13 protein-coding genes and 2 pseudogenes are annotated in these 17842 nt (G+C 54.3%); 5 read left to right on the top strand and 10 right to left on the bottom strand.

The features are described 5' to 3' along the window. Positions 1-36: 36 nt before the first annotated feature. Complete coding sequence (locus AC07W5_RS17935) at positions 37-1365, top strand: LLM class flavin-dependent oxidoreductase (RefSeq protein ID WP_495010818.1); 1329 nt, start codon at positions 37-39, stop codon at positions 1363-1365. A 1060-nt stretch (positions 1366-2425) separates the two neighbouring features. Here AC07W5_RS17935 and AC07W5_RS17930 read toward each other — a convergent pair. The 4 genes from AC07W5_RS17930 to AC07W5_RS17915 all read right to left on the bottom strand — a co-directional run bounded on the left by AC07W5_RS17930 (position 2426) and on the right by AC07W5_RS17915 (position 6457). Beyond that, the gene (locus tag AC07W5_RS17930; protein WP_494994884.1) at positions 2426-3448 is read right to left on the bottom strand and encodes a transketolase family protein; all 1023 of its coding nucleotides are present in this window, start codon (positions 3446-3448) and stop codon (positions 2426-2428) included. Next, entirely contained in the window at positions 3445-4293 is an 849-nt protein-coding gene (locus AC07W5_RS17925) for a transketolase (RefSeq protein ID WP_494994885.1), read from the bottom strand. Before AC07W5_RS17925 ends, AC07W5_RS17930 begins: the two co-directional genes overlap by 4 nt. A gap of 17 nt (positions 4294-4310) precedes the next feature. Then, on the bottom strand, positions 4311-5609 hold the full coding sequence (locus AC07W5_RS17920; protein WP_495010817.1) for an MFS transporter: 1299 nt from the start codon (positions 5607-5609) through the stop codon (positions 4311-4313). A 98-nt stretch (positions 5610-5707) separates the two neighbouring features. After that, positions 5708-6457, bottom strand: coding sequence for an SDR family NAD(P)-dependent oxidoreductase (locus AC07W5_RS17915; protein WP_494994887.1), 750 nt, complete (start codon positions 6455-6457; stop codon positions 5708-5710). Positions 6458-6655: 198 nt separating this feature from the next. On the opposite strand from AC07W5_RS17915, the gene AC07W5_RS17910 reads away from it, so the two are divergent. After that, entirely contained in the window at positions 6656-7570 is a 915-nt protein-coding gene (locus tag AC07W5_RS17910; RefSeq protein ID WP_494994888.1) for a LysR substrate-binding domain-containing protein, read from the top strand. A 553-nt stretch (positions 7571-8123) separates the two neighbouring features. Beyond that, positions 8124-8579 (top strand): annotated as a pseudogene (locus tag AC07W5_RS17905) (tyrosine-type recombinase/integrase); the annotation flags it as partial. Positions 8580-8675: 96 nt separating this feature from the next. Here AC07W5_RS17905 and AC07W5_RS17900 read toward each other — a convergent pair. The 6 genes and pseudogenes from AC07W5_RS17900 to AC07W5_RS17875 all read right to left on the bottom strand — a co-directional run. Beyond that, positions 8676-8810, bottom strand: a pseudogene (locus tag AC07W5_RS17900) (methyltransferase domain-containing protein); the annotation flags it as partial. A 54-nt stretch (positions 8811-8864) separates the two neighbouring features. Beyond that, a complete protein-coding gene (locus AC07W5_RS17895; protein WP_495010816.1) occupies positions 8865-9803 on the bottom strand; it encodes a carbohydrate kinase family protein in 939 nt (312 codons plus the stop codon). 131 nt (positions 9804-9934) lie between these two features. Next, positions 9935-10573: a nucleoside/nucleotide kinase family protein gene (locus tag AC07W5_RS17890; protein ID WP_495010815.1), complete on the bottom strand. Its 639-nt coding sequence runs from the start codon at positions 10571-10573 to the stop codon at positions 9935-9937. Positions 10574-10737: 164 nt separating this feature from the next. After that, the gene (locus AC07W5_RS17885; RefSeq protein ID WP_218537081.1) at positions 10738-11664 is read right to left on the bottom strand and encodes an ABC transporter substrate-binding protein; all 927 of its coding nucleotides are present in this window, start codon (positions 11662-11664) and stop codon (positions 10738-10740) included. A 43-nt stretch (positions 11665-11707) separates the two neighbouring features. Then, the gene (locus AC07W5_RS17880; RefSeq protein ID WP_495023978.1) at positions 11708-12730 is read right to left on the bottom strand and encodes an ABC transporter permease subunit; all 1023 of its coding nucleotides are present in this window, start codon (positions 12728-12730) and stop codon (positions 11708-11710) included. Then, positions 12727-14286, bottom strand: a complete 1560-nt coding sequence (locus tag AC07W5_RS17875; RefSeq protein ID WP_494994891.1) for a sugar ABC transporter ATP-binding protein — start codon at positions 14284-14286, stop codon at positions 12727-12729. Before AC07W5_RS17875 ends, AC07W5_RS17880 begins: the two co-directional genes overlap by 4 nt. A 517-nt stretch (positions 14287-14803) precedes the next feature. Here AC07W5_RS17875 and AC07W5_RS17870 point away from each other — a divergent pair. Then, complete coding sequence (locus AC07W5_RS17870; protein WP_008006387.1) at positions 14804-15814, top strand: LacI family DNA-binding transcriptional regulator; 1011 nt, start codon at positions 14804-14806, stop codon at positions 15812-15814. A 335-nt stretch (positions 15815-16149) separates the two neighbouring features. After that, on the top strand, positions 16150-17814 hold the full coding sequence (pgi, locus tag AC07W5_RS17865; protein ID WP_495010812.1) for a glucose-6-phosphate isomerase: 1665 nt from the start codon (positions 16150-16152) through the stop codon (positions 17812-17814). The last annotated feature ends 28 nt before the right edge of the window (positions 17815-17842 follow it).

Genomic DNA, 17842 nt, shown 5'->3' with positions numbered 1-17842 from the left:
AAATGAATGCGACGTTGGTAAGGTCGCGGAGGCGTTATGTCCAATAAAAGTATGATTTTGAATTTGTTCTTTTTTAACCCCCAAGGAGATCATCGTTTTTCCTGGCGCCACCCGCTGTCACCGACCCAGGAAATATTCACGCTCAAGTACTACGTAAAACTGGTGCAGGCGGCCGAGGCGGCGAAGTTCGATGCGGTTTTTGTCGCGGATCACGTCGCGGTCTGGGACTCCGTGGCCAGTGGGTTGAGGCACTATGCCAACGCCCGCCTTGAACCTATTACGCTCTTGTCCGCACTGGCTGCCGTGACTGATCACATTGGTCTGATGGGCACCGCTTCAACTTCCTATAACGAGCCGTTCAACCTCGCGCGATATTTCACTTCGTTGGACTATCTCAGCGCAGGGCGAGCCAGCTGGAATATCGTGACTTCCTGGCTGGAAGAAGAGGCTTCGAATTTCGGATTGTCAGGCGTGACGAAGCACGGCGATCGTTATCTGCGGGCCGAGGAATTCATCCATGTCGTCAAGCAGCTTTGGGACTCCTGGGAAGACGGTGCGCTTGAATTTGACAAGGGTACCGGCGACTTTGCCGATTCGTCGAAGATTCACCCGATCAATCACAAAGGCGCACATTTCAGCGTACGTGGGCCGCTTAACGTGCCGCGTCCACCTCAGGGACATCCGGTCCTTGCCCAGGCGGGGTCTTCTGAAGCGGGCAAGAACCTGGCCGCCGCCCATGCGGACGTGCACTTCTGTTTCATCAATACGGTCGAAGAAGGACTGGCGTATAGGGCCGATTTGAATCGCCGACTTGAGTTGAAGGGTAGGCATTCCAGTGATCTGAAAATCATCACCGGTGTGCTTCCGGTGGTTCTCGAGAATGAGACTGAGGAGGAGCGACGCCGGCAACTGGAGGACAGCCTCATCATCGATGCCGTGGCGATCGATCTGGTCTCCAGTTACACCCGTCTCGACTTGACAGGACTTTCGCCGGACAGCCCATTGCCAGCGTTGCCCGATGAATCTGAGTTCGATGGCATTCGAACTGAGCTGGCCCTGCTCAAGAAGTACGATACTTCCTTGTCTATCCGCGAAATAGGGCGCCGGTTGGTCAAGAGCTCCAGTACCTGGCTGCTGATCGGAACGGTGGAGCATATTGCCGATAAGCTTTCAGCGTTATACGAGTCGAATTCCGTCGATGGCTACAACCTCATGTTTCCGTTTTTGCCGACGGACTTCGAAGCCTTCACCCGCGGCGTGGTGCCTTTGCTGCAAGCCAAAGGTGTCTTCCGCAAGGAATATGAACCTGGGACGCTGAGGGACCGCTTGGGCTTGAAAAAGCCTGTTAATAGCTTCTTGCTGTGATCTGGGGCCAAGCGCTAATCACAATCACCCTGGCAGGAGCGAGGTACATGGATAGATCGCTTCTGCCAGGGTTGTACAGGCACAAGAAGCCTGGCTCCAATGCGTCCTGGAGATCTTGGGCGAGCGCCGTGAGCAAAAGCCGATCGTTGATCCAACGCCCCATTGGCTTTCTCCGGATCTCTTGTTATCCCAGACCTGTGGTTATCCATTCATCACGTCACTGCGGGGAAAGGTGAGACTGGTAGGGCGCCCGAGTTATGAGCTTACCCATAGCTCGGGTGGTGACCATTGCAGTTTGCTGCTTTGCAGAGCAGATTCGGCCGTGACTGATCTGGTGGGTTTCCAGGGCAGCCATCGGCTGATCAATGCCCGGGATTCCAACTCTGGAATGAATTTACTGCGCCACACGCTGGCCGGGATCAACGAGCGTGGTTTTCTCTCGAAACTAACCTTCACCGGATCGCACAGGGTGAGCATTCGAAGGCTCAAGTTCGTGGGGGCTGAGAATCGTCTCATTCGATCATATGCTGTCTGGCAAGCGACTCCTCTGTGAGTGCTCCAAAGCGTTCCATGAAAACGCTATGGCGAATTTGGAAGCTGGGGGATATCACAGGTCCGTGTTGCGTGAGTACATTTCAACGTGCGACTACGGAACGGGCCTGTGCCACTTGTGTATTGCTAAGGCGGCCGCTGAAGACGAAAGGTACGGTCCTAGTATTGAGACCAATTATGAAAGCTACCTCGATCAGGTGATGTTTGATCTGAAGGTAGATCAGAGAACCGCTCGCGCTGAGGTGATGCATGTACTGGGGTTAAGCCGGTGGCGGCGGGAGTCCGCATTGTACGGCTTGGTACGGGAGATTTTTCCTGATCATCAGGTTTTGCGTGAGGCTACTCCGGAGTGGCTTGGCAGGATGAGACTCGACATTTACCTACCAGAGCTGGGACTCGCTATTGAGCATCAAGGAGAGCAGCACTACCGGCCTCTAAAGGTCTTAGTTCGCCTGCTTCAACGAGGGCCGCTAAAGGGCACCTGTTTTCAGGTGCCTCTACGTTGCTGCTACAGCCAGCTTTTGATTTGGGTGCAAACGGCTTGAGTTGAAATACCGTAACGATCATGCAGTGTCGGCAAAGCTCCGGCGTCGAGGAACGCGTCAGGTAAAGCTATTTGTCTGAAGGTTGGAGTAACGCCGTTACGTAGCAAGACAGTCGCAACAGCCTCGCCCAATCCACCGATAATGGAGCTGTTTTCTGCAGTCACTACCAGACGACCAGGCTTCCTGGCTTCAGAAAGGATGGTTTGCTCATCCAGTGGTTTGATCGTCGGCACGTGCAACACGGCGACATCAACGCCGTCAGCCTGCAGTTCTTTGGCCGCTTCCAATGCGCGCATCGTCATCAAGCCGGTGGAGATGATCAGCACATCATTGCCGGTGCGCAGGGTCTTGGCCTTGCCGATCTCGAATTTGTAGCCGTATTCGTCCAGCACCAGGGGCACATTCCCGCGCAACAAGCGCATATAGACAGGCCCTTGGTGAGCCGCGATGGCGGGTACCGCCTGTTCGATTTCCAGCGCATCGCACGGATCGACGATCATTAGGTTGGGCATCGCACGGAAGATCGCCAGGTCGTCCGTGGCCTGATGGCTCGGGCCGTAGCCGGTGGTGAGACCAGGCAAACCACAGACGATTTTGACGTTGAGGTTTTCCTCGGCAATCGCCATGCAGATGAAGTCGTAGGCGCGACGGGAGGCGAAAACCGCGTAGGTGGTGGCGAAGGGAACGAAGCCCTCCCGAGCCATCCCCGCCGCCGCACTCATCAGCAGTTGCTCAGCCATGCCCATTTGATAGAAGCGATCTGGATGCGCCTTGGCGAAGATGTGCAGGTCGGTGTACTTGGACAAGTCGGCGGACATGCCGACGATATCCGGACGCTGATCCGCCAGCGCGGCTAACGCATGCCCGAAAGGTGCCGACTTGGTGGCTTGGCCTTCGGAGGCGATCGAGGCGATCATCGCCGAGGTGGTGAGGCGTTTTTTTGCCGGTTCGCCCTTCGAGGTCGGAGTGTTGGCCGCGTTACTCATTGTTTTTTTCCTTCTTCAAGGTTGTTCAGTGCCAGATCCCATTCGTGTTCTTCCACGCGGATGAAATGTGTCTTTTCGCGGGTTTCCAGAAACGGCACGCCCTTGCCCATGCGGGTATCGCAGATGATGACGCGTGGTTGGGTTCCAGGATGGCTGCGCGCGGCGTCGAATGCGGTGACCAATGCATCAAGATCATTGCCATCGACCCGCTGGGTGAACCAGCCAAACGCCTGCCAGCGATCGACGATCGGCTCGAACGACAGGATTTCACTTGAGTAACCATCGGCTTGCTGGTTGTTGACGTCGACAATCGCGATCAGGTTGTCGAGTTTCCAATGCGAAGCCGACATCACGGCTTCCCAGGTCGAGCCTTCATTCAGCTCGCCGTCCGACAACAGGTTGTAGACGAAGGAGGGCGACCCTTTGCGTTTGAGGCCCAGACAAGCACCTACCGCAATCCCTAAACCTTGGCCAAGGGAGCCCCCCGTGATCTCCATTCCCGGGGTGTAGGTGGCCATGCCCGACATTGGCAGGCGACTGTCATCCGATCCGTAGGTTTCCAGCTCATCTACCGGGATAATTTCGGCTTCGATCAAGGCCGCATACAGCGCAATCGCATAGTGACCAATTGAGAGATAGAAGCGATCACGCTCCTCCCATTCAGGATCTTCGGGGTGATAGTTCAGCGCATGGAAATACGAGACAGCCAGCAAGTCGGCGGCACCGAGGGCCTGGCCAACGTATCCTTGCCCTTGGACTTGACCCATTCGCAGTGCATGGCGGCGGATGTTATACGCGCGCTCCACCAATGTTTTGGATGAAGCGAGTGAAGGATTGGTAGTCATGATGAAACTCCGTTAACTCAACGATTAACCAAGGCGGCGGGGATGCGCAGTACCAATAGAGCACCGCCGACCAGAACGCCGGTGATCAGGTACATGCCAATAGCGCTGGAGCCTGTCAGCGTGGTGATCCAGCCAATCAGGTAAGGAGAGCAGAAGCCGGCGAGGTTGGCGAAGCTGTTGACCGCCGCGATGCCTGCGGCGGCTGAGATGCCACCAAGCAGCGTGGTGGGTAACATCCAAAACATCGACGTCGCGGATAAAATTCCGGAAGCGGCCAAGCAAAGACTCAGAATAGAGAGCATCACATTTCCGCCCATCAGAGCAGCCAGGCTCAGCCCGATAGCACCCGCGATCATCGGTACAATGAGGTGCCAGCGGCGCTCGCGATGTTTGTCGCCACTGCGTCCGGCATACAGCATGGCCACAATTGCGCAGAGGTAGGGCAGGCTGGTCAGCACGCCGATTTTCATCGGGTCGGACACCCCTGCGTTACGCACTAGGGTCGGCAGCCAAAAGGTAATTGCGTACTGTCCCATCACGACACAGAAGTAGATGGCGGCCAGTAACCAGAGACGACGGTCGCGGATGAATTCGCCCACAGAGGCATGGGTGACTTTTTTCTGGTCATCCTCGGCCAACTCACGGGTGATCAGCGCCTTTTCATCGTCGTTGAGCCAGCCGGCTTGATACACGCCATCCTTGAGATAGCTCAACACCAGCAGTCCAACCACGACTGTGGGTATAGCCTCCAACACGAACATCCATTGCCATCCGGCCCAGCCGTGCATACCAGCGAAGTGGGTCATGATCCAGCCGGAGAGAGGGCCACCCACCATGCCTGACAGCGGAATGGCGATAAACCACAACACGGTCATGCGCGCACGACGGTAGGACGGAAACCAGTAGGTCAGATACAACAACAGACCCGGCGCCAGCCCTGCTTCTGCAATGCCAAGCAGAAAGCGCAAGGCATAGAATTGCCATGCGGTTTCAACGAAGGCGAACAGGGCAGACACGATGCCCCAGGTGATCATGATGCGCGCGATCCAGACCCGCGCACCGACCTTGTGCAAGATGATGTTGCTGGGGACTTCGCAGAGGAAGTAGCCGATGAAGAACATGCCTGCGCCCAGCCCGTAGACCGTTTCGCTGAGCGCCAGATCGTTCATCATTTGCAACTTGGCAAAGCCTACATTGACTCGATCCAGATAGGCGCACAGGTAACACAGCATCAGAAAGGGCATCAGGCGCCACGCGGTTTTCCGGTAGGCGTTGGAGCGCACGGTCGAAACCGCTTCGAGCGACAGGGTTGTCATGATGGTCTGATCTCTTGTTTTTATTGACCGCCAGGCAATAGGGCCCGGCTGCGTCGTCGATCCAGATCCGCACGGGCCGCGAGGCCCGCCAGGTGTTGTCAGTGAATCAGCATGCCGCCGTTCACATCCAGGGTGATGCCGGTCAGGTAGGAGGATAGGTCGCTGGCCAGAAATAGCGCCGCATTGGCCACATCCTGCGCCTCGCCCAGGCGACCCAACGGGATGCCGTCGATGATCGCGTGGCGGCGTTCGTCCTGCATCAGGCCGCCGGTGATGTCGGTGTGGATCAGGCCGGGGGCGATGGAGTTGACGCGCACCTTGTCCGGCCCCAGTTCCCGCGCCATGGCCTTGGCCAGGCCCAGCACGCCGGCCTTGGCGGCGCTGTAATGAGGGCCACCGAAAATGCCGCCGCCGCGTTGAGCGGAGACCGACGACATGCACACGATGCTGCCGCTCGACTGCTGGCGCATCATCGGAATGACCGCCTGCGACATGAGCAGGGTGCCGCGCAGGCTGACGTCCAGCACCTTGTTGTAATCCGAAGGGCGGATGTCCAGGGTCTTGAGGGGTTGGGTGATACCGGCGTTGTTGACGAGAATGTCGATGCGACCGAAGTGCTCGATGATTTTGGCGACGGCCTGCTGGACTTGCGATTCGTCTGCGACGTTGGCGGCGAGGCCGAGATGACCTTCGCCCAGGGATGCGGCGGCATCCCGTGCGGCGGATTCGTCCAGATCGAGGATCACGACAAGTGCGCCTTGTTGCGCGAAGGTCGTTGCAGTAGCGCGGCCGATGCCACGTGCGGAAGCTGCACCGGTGATGATCGCGACTTTGCCTTGAAGAAGCATGGAAGAGTACCTCTGATTGTTTTTATTGGGTCGATCCACGAAGAACCGATGACTCAGCTTGTTCTCCACGCTGACCCTGAGCAATAACGCGAATGTCACTTGATGCTGAAAAAAATTCAGCACTCGCCAATGGGCTCTCCCGATGTTTGAATAGCTGCATGCCCGGCCCACGCCACTTGCAGCGGAATAACAATAATCATGAGTACACCTGGCGATGCACCTCCGATCCTGCCACCACTGAAAGCCATTCAGGCCTTTGAGCAGACAGCACGTTTCGGCAACGTCGCTCGCGCCGCCGAATTGCTCGATCTGACACCCTCAGCGGTCAGTCACCAGTTGGCCAAACTGGAGGCGATGATCGGACGCCAGCTGTTTCTCAGAACGGCCAGGGGCGTGACATTGACCCCGGTCGGTGAGCAATACCTCACCGAGGTTTCCGGCATCCTGCACAGTCTGGCGGTGGCGACCGAACGGGCCACCAGCGATGTCAGCCTGGATTGCCTGCGGTTGCACTCGTCGCCCAGTTTCGGCCTGTTGTGGTTGATGCCGCGCCTCGAACAGTTTCGCCAGAGTCATCCCGACATCCAGCTCAACCTTTCGTGCTCCTACGAATCGCTGCATTTCAGTCGCGACAAGATCGATGTGGACATCCGCCACGGCATGCCCAACTGGCCCAGCTACGAAGTGCGGACGATTCGCAATGAACAGATTGCAGTCATGGCTTCCCCGAAGCTGCTGGAAAAACACCCGATCCGGACCGCTGCGGATTTGCTGGACAGCCAGTTGATCCTGTCGGAGGCCACGCTGATCAAGTGGCCGCAGTTGTTTGCCCAACATGGTGTGTCACGCCCCGAGAAGCCCTACACCCTAAGCTTCGATCGTTCCTACATGACGCTGGAGGCTGCCAGCCACGGGCTCGGCTTTGCCCTCGAAAGCACCTTGCTGGCGCAGGACTATCTCGCACGCGGTGCGTTGGTAGAGGTAGCGCCGGAGCTGAGCGCTTCGATTACTGCACACCACTTGGTTTTCCCAAGGGCCCACGCACACTTCCCTCGGGTCAGACGATTCCTGGAATGGATGCAGAAAGAGTTGGGGCATGATTTTAGTTACTGAATGTCAGTTAGGTGCGAGGAGCTCCGATACCATGTTCATCAAGAGTCCATCGACGGCGAGGCCGCTTTTGCGGCGTTCGATATTTGGAGTGGTGTTCGATCGGGCGATGTCGTTTTTGAATCGCCACGATAAACGAGAGAACACAGCTGATCGACGTATCTCCGACCATCGCGGCAATCGTGTGGAAAATGATACTCACGGCCTGATAGCTGCTTCTCCGCGTGACTGTAGAAAGCACTCGGTAGCGCGACTCGGACTTATGTTCTTCTCGTTCTTGACATGCCCTCCGAACAAGTCCAAAAATGAGCCCATTCCCACTGAGGGGATATTATAAAACCTTTAGATTTCAATGGGTCGGACGCTAGATGAGAGTCTCGTTTCCCGCTCCAATTATTGCGCTGCAGAGTTCCACAGAATTCTGTAAGTGATTGAAATCAGGACCGTCGGGTCCTTTTTTCGTTCCGACGGGAATTGCTGAAGTCCAGCACCATCCAGTGCTTTTAAGTCCTAAATTGAGTCTCGAATGAGAGTCTTGAATTCGGACAAGCACTGTCGCCGTGATGAGGCGCGTGCTTTGGTTGCCCAGGGCATCAACCCTTATGAGCATCGTAAACAGCAGCGTCGCGCAGTTCGTAGCGCAGCGGAGCACACTTTTGAAGCAGTGTTTGATCAGTGGGTCGAGTTCCGCAGGCTGAGCCTCAAGGAAGGTCGCCAGAGCACGCTTCCGCAGATCTTGAGAATCTTCAAAAAAACCTCCTGCCAACGCACGGCCGGCTGTCCATCTACGACATTAATCGCCACGACCAGTTCGACTTGCTAAGCGGAATCGAACAACGCGAGGCGTTAACGACAGCGGAAAAATGTCGGACCTGGTTCAAGCAATTACTCCGATACGCCTTGGTGAAGGTTGAGGGGCTTGGCCAAAATTCCGCGTTGGACCTTGATGTGGTAGCGCTTCCCAAGCCCCCTGTCACACAATCTCTTTCTCCGTATGAACGAGTTGCCTGCGCCCGGGGTTTTCCCGAAACATTGCGCAACCTCAAAGAGGTATCGCCCACCGCCTACCTGACCTTACATTCGACAAATCACCTTCATCCATACGAGACGGAGATTGCACGGTGGTCCTCGCGCTATCCGACCAGGTCGCGTCGCCATCTACGCCGATCACCTTGATAGTCCGTTCAGCCAGCGCCCGCAACAGCCAGCCTTCGGCACAGCCCAAGTCAAGCGGCGGTGGTGGGGCCGACTTGCTCGCGAAAACTGCAATGCCCGCGATACAGATCCCGACCAGATATCAATCCAACTGATGTCGATAAGGCAAGTCCGGCCCGGTCTTGCCGCAGGTCAGGGCGGCGGCGCTGACGGCGAAGGTGAGCATCGCGTCGATCTGTTCGCGACTCAAGCGCTGCAAACCCTCCACTGAATCCAGCTGCTGTTCGGTCAGCCAGGCGATTAATGCCGCTTGGAAGGTGTCGCCGGCGCCCACGGTATCAGCCATCACCACCACGCAGGCCGGCGCCGACCAACTGCCATGGCGGCGGCTGAATACCGTTGCTCCCTGGCCGCCACGAGTGAGGAATACCAGCTGGCAGCGGTGTTCCAGCCAGCCATGGATCACGCTCTGCGGGTTACGCTCGGGGTAGAGCAGGTTCAGGTCCTCGTCGCTGACCTTGATCAGGTCGGCATGCTCGACCAGAGTGTTGATGCGTTCGCGCCACAGTTCGATATTCGGTTCTGGGTTGAGTCGCACGTTGGGGTCGAGGCTGATCAGGCGTTTGCCGCTTTCCCGGCGGACCAGGGCCAGCAGGGTGTCGGCAATCGGCTGCACCACCAGCGAGAACGAGCCGATATGCAACCCACGCACCTCAGCGCCTAATTCAGGTAAATGCCCCGGCAACAGCTGGCGATCGGCACAACCTTCGCCTCGGAAGCTGTAATGCGGCGAGCCGTCGGCACCGACGGCGACCATCGCCAGGGTGGTCGGTGCGTCGAAGTCCTGCAGGTAGTCCGGGCGCACGCCTTCCTCCTGCAGCACTTGCTGTAAACGCCGGCCGAGGTAGTCGCTGGACAGCCCGGCGAACAGCGCCACGTCGATGCCCAGACGGCGCAAGCCGACGGCGACGTTGAACGGCGAACCACCGGCAATCGCTTTGTAGTTCACTTTTGAAGCTTGAACGTTGACGTCGTTTTCACTGAAGAAATCGAACAGCGCTTCACCACATACCAGATACATAGTCATTCGCTCTTTAAAGGTTCGCTACAAGTTGTTAATAGCGTTCGTAGGCCTGTTAGCGTTGAAAAGCTAGCCAAGCAAAGCGCTTGGTTAACGGCGTGATTCTTTCTCAAAAGAGAGGAAGTGGGATCTTAATTTGTGATCGTGAAGTCAGCGATATTGCTGGCAGAAATCACAATGTCGGCATTCGGAAGGTCGTTGCGATGAACTTTTTCATAGGAAGTAGACTCATCGAAACCCAATGATCGCCATCGATCAAGCAGGCGCGCTTCCAGGGTTTTGCGGTCAGCCTGCAGCATTATGGTGGCGTCAAAACAGTCTCTTAAGGACGACCATGGGGCGAGGTCTAATAGAAGGTAGTTTCCTTCCACGATGAGATATTTCACGTCAGAGGAAATCAATTGTCCTGCAGCACGGGATATCTCCAGGATCCGATCGAATACCGGAACGGCAACCGCTGGTTCGTTGTTCGCACGAAGCCGTAGCAGCAGACTCCTGAAGCCACCCACATCGAATGTTTCAGGTGAGCCCTTACGATCTAAAAGGTTCAAGGATCCAAGAACCGCATCATCGTAATGAAAGCCATCTCCGGGAACAACAGCTGCGCTCCCCGGCATAACGCTATTAAGAGCCTCTACCAAGGCCTGAGAGACGGTGGACTTACCGGCACCAGGCGGCCCCGCTAGCGCAACGACAATTCGATTCCCAGACAGGGCCTTAACGTAGTTGAGTAGCTCTGTACTTACTATTGTGTTTGTTTTGGTAAACATGCCAAATCTCTCCTCAGCAGCCGTCGCTCAGGTTTCCCGTAGGTTCGCCCCTCTAGGGATTTTCATGCCGTTCGGCCGCTGCGAGCAACTCGCAGCAGCCATTCCCCGCATTAAAGAGGTGGGACCCCTATGTCATTTGACTCAATCGCTCAGTGGTCAATTGGTCAGTGGTCAGCTTGCCAGCCTTTGTACTCCATGACGTTGGCTCGTGTTACCAGTGAGGGTTGAAGCAGTACCGTTGTGCTTTCCAAAGATTTGCCATTCAACAGGTCATAACCCATCGTTACGGCCTGTTGTGCCTGGCCCCAAGGGGATTGCGAGGCGGATGCCTGGATCTGTGTATCGCTTTTTAGCGCAGTCTCTATATCGGGAGCTCCATCCACCGATGCGATAATGATGCCTTTGCGCTTGAGTTGTTTTGCTGCCAGGTCTGCACCTATGGCCTGGGGGTCATTGATCGCGAACACCGCGTCGACTTTTGCAAAGCGAGTCAAGTCGCCTTGCATCACGCTGTAGCCACCTTCGCGCGAGCCTTTGGCATCCTGATTATCAGACAGTACTTTGATATCGGGTGCCTGCGCGAATACACTCTTACAGCCATTGACTCGGTCCAAGACTGCTGAAGTTTGCGTACCATTCTGGATAATAACGTTACCCTTGCCACCCAGTTTCTCAGCGATGTACTGACATACAATCCTGCCGGCTTCGACGTTATCGGTCTGTACCGTGGCGTTGGCACCTTGCACCATGACATCTACGCCCACAACCACTATGCCTGCCTTCCTTGCTTTCGCAATCGCAGGCGCGATTGCGACAGGGTCGACGGCGTTGACAAGAATCAAGTCTACGCCCGAAGAAATGAAGTTATCGATTTGAGTGAACTGCTTATTCAAATCGTAATCTGCCGACACTGAGATAAATTTTGCGGCGGGATTGATATGCAGTGCCTCGGCTTTGGCGCCATCTACCATCGCTACAAAGTAAGGATTACCCAGCGAGCCAACAGTTATCCCGACGGATTTCAACTCTCGCGCTTGAGCGCTGCTAAATGCCAGTAGTGTACAAACAGCGGTAAATATTATTTTTTTCATGAGCACTGTCTCTTGTTATTGGAGTGTGGGGGGTATATATGATTCAGGTTCGTGCACCTGACTGCCGAAAGCGATCGAGGGCTACCGCTCCGATGATGACAACACCTTTGATAATGTATTGCCAGATATCCGAGACTCCCAGCAATATCAGGCCATTGGAAAGTGTAGCGATAATCAGGGCGCCAATTAGCGTACCGACGATAGTGCCGACGCCTCCTGTAAAGCGCGTGCCTCCCAGAATAACGGCGGCGATAGCGTCGAGTTCATAAGACTGTCCCATTTGCAGTCCATTAGCAGCCATCAGTCGAGCGGAAGTCATGATGGCCCCCACGCCCGCCAACAAACCGGACAGGGCATAAGTAAATAACAGGACTTTCCAGACTTTGATTCCCGACAACCGTGCGGCCTCAGGATTACCGCCCACTGCGTAAATCTGTACGCCTAACACCGTACGTCGAAGAATAACCCACGAAAGAGTAACCACGACTGCCGCGATTACAACCAGCCATGGCACCCCGAACAACGTATCGTTTCCAATGTAAGCAAAGGACAGGTCGGGATTGAAAACCGTTTTGTCTTCGCCGATGAGGCGTGCGATTCCACGCATCGCAGTCAAACCGCCTAGCGTGACTATAAATGCCGGTAGCTTTCCAAACGCGACCAATACACCATTGACGAGCCCTAGCAGCAGTCCGACTCCAAGCCCCGCAGCGATGGCCAGGGGAGCAAAACCCGGAACTTGCGATACCAATAGCGCCACTACTGCGGAAACAGCCAGAATCGAACCAACCGAAAGGTCGATTCCACCTGTCAAAATCACGAAAGTCAGACCTGACGCCAATACCACATTGATAGAGGCTTGCTGACTGATGATTGAGAAATTCTGGACCGAGAAAAAACTCTCGCTCATCAGGCCAAAGCCTACACAAAGGAGTAACAACACGGGTAGCATGCCCGCCACTCTCATCAGTTGGCGCATTTTATCCTGCGTGGAAACTCCGGCGATGCTTCGTGCATCAGGCGCGGTGAAGTCACTTGCTACTTTGCTTTGCAGTGGGGAAGTCATTGGACTAAGTCTCCGTTGGCTAGAGTCAACCTGTCGCTGCCTGTGGCAAACGCGATAATGGCTTCAGGTGTGATATCAAGACCGCTATGGCCACCGAGTTCGGTGACAAGTTTACCTTCACACATGACCAGTACACGGTCGGCAATTCCAACGATCTCTGGTAGTTCACTTGAAATTATCACTACGCAAACGCCGGATGCTGCTAATGCATTGATGATTTTATATATTTCTGATTTAGCCCCAATGTCGACACCCGATGTAGGCTCGTCGAGGAACAATACCCTGGGCTTCATCTCCAGCAAACGAGCCAGCAAAACTTTTTGCTGGTTGCCTCCAGACAGCGCTCCAACATTGATATCTGAGGACGCTTTGATATTGAGTGCCTGGATTGCTTGTTCGGTACGTCCAGTTCCGGCCGTTCGGTCCACAAACCCCGCAAGTCGAGCATCACTTCCCACAACACATACATTGATATTGTCGTGGACACTCATGTCGAGAAAAAGGCCCAGCGCTTTGCGGTCTTCTGTCAGATAGGCGATGCCTGCATTACCTGCATCGCGAGGAGAGCGTATGACTACAACTTCGCCGTCCATTTCAATCTTTCCGCCTGAGTGTGCATCGATACCTGCGATTAATCGGGCAAGTTCGGTTCTCCCTGAGCCCACCAGTCCTGCAATCCCGAGAATTTCGCCGGCATACAGATCGAAACTGCAATCTTGAATATTGAAGTCATCTGTAAGATTGCGAACACGTAGTATCGGTTGCTCGTAAGAGCACAAAGAACGCTCATGGGCGTAGAAGCCGGAAACATCGCGGCCAACCATCATCCGGACCAGGGTTTCAGCTGACAGCGTGACGCGATCCAGCGAACCAACGTAACGACCGTCCCGGAGCACCGAAACACAATCGGACAATGCGTATATCTCGGCCATTCGATGGCTGATATAGATGATCGCGACGCCATCATCACGTAGCTGCCGAATCAATGTAAAAAGACTTTCGGTCTCTTTTGTGGATAGCGGCGTTGTAGGCTCGTCCATCACCAGGATTCGCGTATCGGCATGAATTGCACGCGCGATTTCAACAAGTTGTTGGTCCGCAATCGACAAGGTGCCGACCAGTGCGTGCGGATCAAATGTGACGCCAAGTCGCTTTAGTACTACGAGCGCGCCTTCGGTCATTGCCTTGCGGTTTATAACTCCACATCGACGAATCTCTCTACCCAGGTAGATGTTCTCCACCACGCTCATATTTGCGCACAAGCTGAGCTCTTGATAGATGACGGATATGCCATGGCGCTTCGCATCGTTCACGCCATAGTTTCGAATATCACATCCGTCGATTCGTATAGTGCCACTGTCGGCGACATAGGCCCCCGATAGTATTTTCATCAGAGTGGATTTTCCGGCGCCGTTTTCGCCCATTAGCGCGTGGATTTGTCCAGGGAAAATACTGAGGTCAATATCATGCAGGACGCGCACCCCATTGAATGACTTCGAGATGGAATGCATTTCCAATAGGGCAGGAGGGGGGCTTTCAGATCCAGTGCTCAGCATAGCTGTTAACTCCTTATCTACCGATTTGAGAGGCAGTTGAAACCTCTCATCGGTGTTCTTGTTTGAGCAACATAGTCGAAAGGAAAGCGCTTGCGCAAGCGCTTTCCTTTTCGTTCGAGGAATTCTCCAAAAAGCACTTCAACGTCCATTCCCTAGGGAAGCCCCGATCAAAGAACACATGAAAAGGATGTTAGAAAAGCGCTTGCGCAAGCGCTTTCGTCTCGGCTATGCTTTTTTCAACAAGCGCTGCTGCGTCCATCAATTGGTTCGCAGGATGATCGCTACGATAATAAAAAGGAGTGCCCGGCTATGCTGCATAGCGGATTCCACCATCTCGATTCACAGACTTCAGATGCGCTGCGCATCTCGCTGGGTCTTTCACGAAATTGCGGGCTCGCCCCGGCATCAATTCCGAGAGCCATCGACGCATTTTCTCGCCGTGAGCTTTACAATAGGTAGCAACTGGACATGAGTTCAGCGCTATCCATCAAATCACGTGAGAAAGGAGTGATGCACAGTGGGCGCAAAGATGAGCGATGTCGCGAGAGCCGCGAACGTATCAATGTCTACGGTATCTCATGTTCTCAACGGTACTCGTAAAGTACATCCTGACACCGTCCGTAGTGTGAATCAGGCTGTAGAGTCCGTAGGCTATATTCGAAACTCACTCGCTCGGTCTCTGGCTCGCTCCTCTTCGGGTTCGGGTGCTATCGGCGTGGCGATTGCTACGCTTTCAAACTATTACTTCAGTGAAACAGTACGTGCCATCGAAGCGGCATGCGCGAAAAGCGGATTGATGATGATATTGGTCAATACGCAAAGAGATCCGGAACAGGAACTCAAAGCGGTTAAGGCACTGCATGAGCGACGTGTTGACGGGATTGTACTCGCTTCGGAATATGATCCAGAAAATCGAGTATTTAATTACTTAAAAGCCAACAAGATACCCACGGTTCTCATCGATCGACTTCTCTCGACGTCTTTTGATCAGGTGGGGGTAGAGAATAAGCACTCCTCTCAAGAGTTGATTGCACATTTGATTAAGCTGGGTCATCGGCGTATCGGGATGGTATCCGGACGATTGACCCAGTCTTCTTCTCATGAGCGAATTGACGGCTACCGTGCGGCTTTAGCTGACGCTGGAATTGAGTACGAAGATCAATTGGTTTGCTGTGGTGAATCGGCGATTGCGCCGGCAATGGAAGCCACTCGCCATTTGCTATCGCTAGAGCACCCGCCCACCGCAATAATGACTGCAAACAACTTGATGACCATTGGTGCAATGCAGGCCCTTCGTGAAGCGGGGCTTGAGGTGCCAAAGGATATCGCGTTGGTTGGCTTTGACGATTTCGACTGGGCGGATGCTTTTAGCCCAAGATTGACAGTTGTAGCGCAACCTCTCGAGGAACTCGGAGCCCAGGCTGTGAAGCTTTTATTGAAGCGTATCAAGCAACCTGAGGGTAGACGTCAGACTATTAGATTGAAACCCTCTTTAATTCAGCGAGATTCATGCGGCGCTCCCAAATGACTGTAATCAGGATTTCGTCCTGAGGATCTAGCGGTGCAGACGTGAATTACTTGACTCTTGTTCACGTCTCGCCGCATGGATAACTTTGAAACTAAACGACTAGCACCTGGTTTCCATTTGTCGTGCACGTATATGTATGTTTTCAGTGTTTTCTGCTTGAGTGCCCCGCGTTCGGTTTTGTTTTTCTTCAGGTAATTGGTTGTAACTGCAAAATGCAGAGCTTATTCCTGTGATGGCGCTTCTGCGTTCGCAGAATTACGAAATGCTTAAATTTGAATTGCAAGACAAGAGTCGATTTAGACGGCACAAGCCGTATTGGCGAAGAGGGGCTGGGCATGAATAACTACAACAAAACGAATGATGTAACTGCACTGCCGGCATGGCGCAATCTGCTCGACCATCGGGAGAGCATGAAAAATTTTAGTATGCGCGATGCCTTTCGAGATGACAGTAAACGCTTTCAAGAGTTTTCCTTGGCGGGCTGCGGGCTTTTTTTGGATTACTCCAAAAACCTGATCACTCACGAGACGCGTTCATTGCTTGTAAACCTTGCTCGCGAGGCAGGCGTAGAACAGGCAGCGCATGCCATGTTCAGTGGAGAGAAAATCAACTGCTCCGAGGGGCGTCCTGTGCTGCATACCGCGCTGCGGCGACCAGTGGGTGACGCTTTGATGGTCGATGGTCGCAACTTGATGCGCGATGTGCATGGAGCCCTGGCGCAAATGACTGACGTTGTGAGTCGTATCCATAACCATCTGTGGCGTGGTTACAACGACAAGGTCATCACCGATGTCGTAAACATTGGTATTGGTGGCTCATTTCTGGGCCCGGAGCTTGTCTCTGAGGCATTGGCGCCTTTTGCTCGGCATGGAGTGCGGTGCCATTATCTAGCTAACATCGACGGCAGTGAATTCCGAGAGGTTACAGCCGGACTGAACGTAGAAACAACGCTGTTCATCATCTCCAGCAAAACCTTCGGTACTCTTGAAACCTTGAAGAATGCACAAGCTTCTCGTAGCTGGTACTTGGCTAAGGGCGGGACGGAGGAGAAGCTATATCGCCATTTCATTGCTGTGACAAGTAATCGCCAAGCGGCGCTGGATTTCGGCATTCGTGAAGCAAACATTTTTCCTATGTGGGACTGGGTCGGTGGCCGTTACTCACTATGGTCTGCAATTGGCCTACCGATTGCTCTGGCCATTGGTATTGCTAACTTCAAGGAGCTGCTATCCGGCGCGTACGCGATGGATCAGCATTTCCTGAACGAACCATTGGAACAGAACCTTCCTGTTCTTTTAGCGGTACTCGGCGTTTGGTATCACAACTTTTGGGGTGCGCAAAGTTATGCTTTCTTGCCCTATGACCATTACCTGCGCAACTTCGTGAAGCATCTGCAGCAGATGGACATGGAGTCAAATGGCAAAAGTGTTCGTCATGACGGCACGTCAGTGTCCTGCAGCACGGGCCCAGTAATCTGGGGCGGCGTGGGGTGTAACGGACAGCACGCTTACCACCAGTTGCTGCATCAGGGAACTTCTCTGATTCCAGCTGACTTCATTGTGCCTGTGGTCAGCCACAATCCAGTGGCTGATCATCAGGAATGGCTGTACGCCAATTGCTTGTCTCAAAGCCAAGCGCTGATGTGGGGCAAAACCCGCAGTGAAGCTGAGGCAGAGCTAAAAGCCAAAGGCCTTTCATCCAGTGAGATTGAACGACTGGCGCCGCATAAAGTGATCCCCGGTAACCGGCCAAGCAATACAGTTGCTCTTGAGATCATCAATCCACATAGTCTTGGTGCGCTGATCGCCCTTTATGAGCACAAGGTCTTTGTCCAGGGCGTAATTTGGGGAGTCAACTCGTTTGATCAATGGGGCGTGGAACTGGGCAAGGAGCTAAGCAACAGCGTCCATAGCCTCCTGACTCGCTATGACGCGCAACCGGCTGATGATTCCTCGACGCAGGGTCTTATAGATTTCTTCCGAGGACGTCATCGGGGGTAGAGCCTCATAAGATTGGACGGGACTAATG

This window comes from Pseudomonas sp. GW821-FHT01E05, assembly GCF_059422425.1.
This window is presented reverse-complemented; position numbering and strand designations above follow the sequence as displayed.

Excerpts from the sequence above, each read along its gene's own strand:
- AC07W5_RS17875 (WP_494994891.1), bottom strand. The coding sequence starts at position 14,286 with ATGCTGAGCACTGGATCTGAAAGCCCCCCTCCTGCCCTATTGGAAATG.
- AC07W5_RS17915 (WP_494994887.1), bottom strand. The coding sequence starts at position 6,457 with ATGCTTCTTCAAGGCAAAGTCGCGATCATCACCGGTGCAGCTTCCGCA.
- AC07W5_RS17930 (WP_494994884.1), bottom strand. The coding sequence starts at position 3,448 with ATGAGTAACGCGGCCAACACTCCGACCTCGAAGGGCGAACCGGCAAAA.
- pgi (WP_495010812.1), top strand. The coding sequence starts at position 16,150 with ATGAATAACTACAACAAAACGAATGATGTAACTGCACTGCCGGCATGG.
- AC07W5_RS17885 (WP_218537081.1), bottom strand. The coding sequence starts at position 11,664 with ATGAAAAAAATAATATTTACCGCTGTTTGTACACTACTGGCATTTAGC.
- AC07W5_RS17895 (WP_495010816.1), bottom strand. The coding sequence starts at position 9,803 with ATGTATCTGGTATGTGGTGAAGCGCTGTTCGATTTCTTCAGTGAAAAC.
- AC07W5_RS17925 (WP_494994885.1), bottom strand. The coding sequence starts at position 4,293 with ATGACTACCAATCCTTCACTCGCTTCATCCAAAACATTGGTGGAGCGC.
- AC07W5_RS17920 (WP_495010817.1), bottom strand. The coding sequence starts at position 5,609 with ATGACAACCCTGTCGCTCGAAGCGGTTTCGACCGTGCGCTCCAACGCC.
- AC07W5_RS17935 (WP_495010818.1), top strand. The coding sequence starts at position 37 with ATGTCCAATAAAAGTATGATTTTGAATTTGTTCTTTTTTAACCCCCAA.
- AC07W5_RS17910 (WP_494994888.1), top strand. The coding sequence starts at position 6,656 with ATGAGTACACCTGGCGATGCACCTCCGATCCTGCCACCACTGAAAGCC.
- AC07W5_RS17890 (WP_495010815.1), bottom strand. The coding sequence starts at position 10,573 with ATGTTTACCAAAACAAACACAATAGTAAGTACAGAGCTACTCAACTAC.
- AC07W5_RS17880 (WP_495023978.1), bottom strand. The coding sequence starts at position 12,730 with ATGACTTCCCCACTGCAAAGCAAAGTAGCAAGTGACTTCACCGCGCCT.